We start from the raw sequence: 1,879 nt of genomic DNA on the forward strand, positions 1-1,879 counted from the left end.
TGCTTCTTGCTCCTTAATCATCCCAATAATCTGCGACTCAGTAAAACGGCTCTTTCGCATATGTTTGCTCCTTCATGGTTGAGCAAACTCTACATTAAAGTGAGGGATCTCGCGGGGGGCAGGTCACTCTGCGTGCCGTATCCCGACGCCGGGGAAGTTATGAACTCGCTGACAGATATTAAGCACATTCTGGCGGCGCAGTCGCCTTCATCACTAGATAGGATCGCACGCGAGCGAGGCTTTTACGCAACCGAGGCGGCGCGTTGGCATGGCGCTCGCATTGCCGAACTCGTCGCCCGGTTCCCAAGGAGCGGCTAACATCCGCATACCTGCGCTCTTGAAGAAACTGCGTGGGACCGGCGTCGTTGTTCCACAGATCGCACGAGGTTGAGACAGTGTGCGCTTCATGGGCTAAAGCACCATAATGCAACCCGGCCTATCCGAACACAGCCCCCCACCGGCCGATGCTTATTCGCTCGCGTCCGGAATCTCAGTCAAACCATAGAAAAAGGGCAGCCAAGGCTGCCCTTTTTGTGTTCCAGGATCCGCATAATATATACTCCGCGAACACTGATCGTCTGAGCGCATCATTTGCGCAATCAAAATTTCTCGACGTATCACACGCATCAATCCAAGCAGGCCGCCATGAAAATTGAAACGCTACCCCCATCCATCTCGCAGCGATAGAATCTGTCGTGGCTTCACGAGTGAAAGAAACCATTGATGTGTTATGGAACTTGACCGAAATGCACTATGTCTATCCCAAGACGGGAAAAGGCTCTCGGTCACACTTATATCGCATCGAAAGCGGTCAAATCGGGCGTTTACGCCCGATAGACCTTTATTGCTTGCAAAATGGACATTTCAACCCCGCCGATGGCTATTTATTGGTGGTCAGAATAACTGTCGGACCAATGAAAAAGTGACCACTGCGGCGAAACGACCTCCTGTAAGTATTTATTTTCATTGTCTTTTATATCTATAGGCTTCCAATACTCATTCAATGGCCACCAAATACAACCATATCATGACCATCGAAAATGACGAAAAAAAAGGCCGCCCGAAGGCGACCATTCTCAGATAATTTCGTTCAATCAAACGTCGAAGACGCCTCGAGCATCTGATCTCCGATAGATATCAACGCCCATCAAGTTCCGATCGTAAACCGGCTTTACTTTGGCGGCCGCAAGCATTTCCTGAATCGCATTTGCACTCAACCCCACCTCGGCATGTAACATCTGAACAGTGGCCCATCGCGCAAGGAAGTTTTGAATCGCGCTTGGATCCACACATGGTTCGGTATGCCCGAATAGCTGGATCGTCGGAAGTAAGGGTGGCGAGGTCCGGTTGGAAATCAAACGCTCGCCGATTTCGTCGTTCACGCCAAGCATCTCGAATGCCATTTGCAATGGGATGCCCGGCTGAAACTCGAACTCCCTTTCCCGGATTTCGACAGGGTCAACCAGAAGCGCTTCGAGGCCCTTTTTCCACTCTAACCTGCATACCCGATCAAGCTGCCCACGGAAAACGGCCGGCAAAATCATGTCCAACTTTACGCGAGAACTTTCAGCGGCCTTGGCCAAATCATACATGCCAGTTGGCGCAACGCGGACCGGGGCGGCAACTTCCAGCAGCCTTTTGAAAAGCGTATCAATATGATTGCTGTCGACCGCCCGGCTCACTTTGCCATACTTCGCGCCCGTGTCATGCAACGGCGGCAACAGGCCGGAATCGATAAGCACTTTCACCATAGGGTGTCAATCAGCATTCAAAATTGACCCCTTATCGGCGTCCAATACTGACCCCCTCTGGTTCTGAGCTGGCCCGCCGCTGCGTAGCCCTCATGTAGCGCAGCGGCGGCGGGCCAGCGTGGCTGCTG

2 protein-coding genes are annotated in these 1,879 nt (G+C 52.3%); one reads left to right on the top strand and one right to left on the bottom strand.

The genetic code is table 11. The features are described from left to right. A partial coding sequence (locus DDE20_RS19165) for a hypothetical protein (protein WP_205961715.1) occupies window positions 1–318 on the top strand: 318 nt, incomplete at its 5' end. 776 nt (window positions 319–1,094) lie between these two features. Here DDE20_RS19165 and DDE20_RS18845 read toward each other — a convergent pair. Next, on the bottom strand, window positions 1,095–1,751 hold the full coding sequence (locus DDE20_RS18845) for a hypothetical protein (protein ID WP_116560054.1): 657 nt from the start codon (window positions 1,749–1,751) through the stop codon (window positions 1,095–1,097). Window positions 1,752–1,879: the final 128 nt, after the last annotated feature.

Origin of the sequence: Pararhodobacter oceanensis (assembly GCF_003076755.1) — a bacterium.
GTDB lineage: Bacteria > Pseudomonadota > Alphaproteobacteria > Rhodobacterales > Rhodobacteraceae > Pararhodobacter > Pararhodobacter oceanensis.

Coding starts and splice junctions, on each gene's coding strand:
- DDE20_RS18845 (WP_116560054.1), bottom strand. CDS start 1,751: ATGGTGAAAGTGCTTATCGATTCCGGCCTGTTGCCGCCGTTGCATGAC.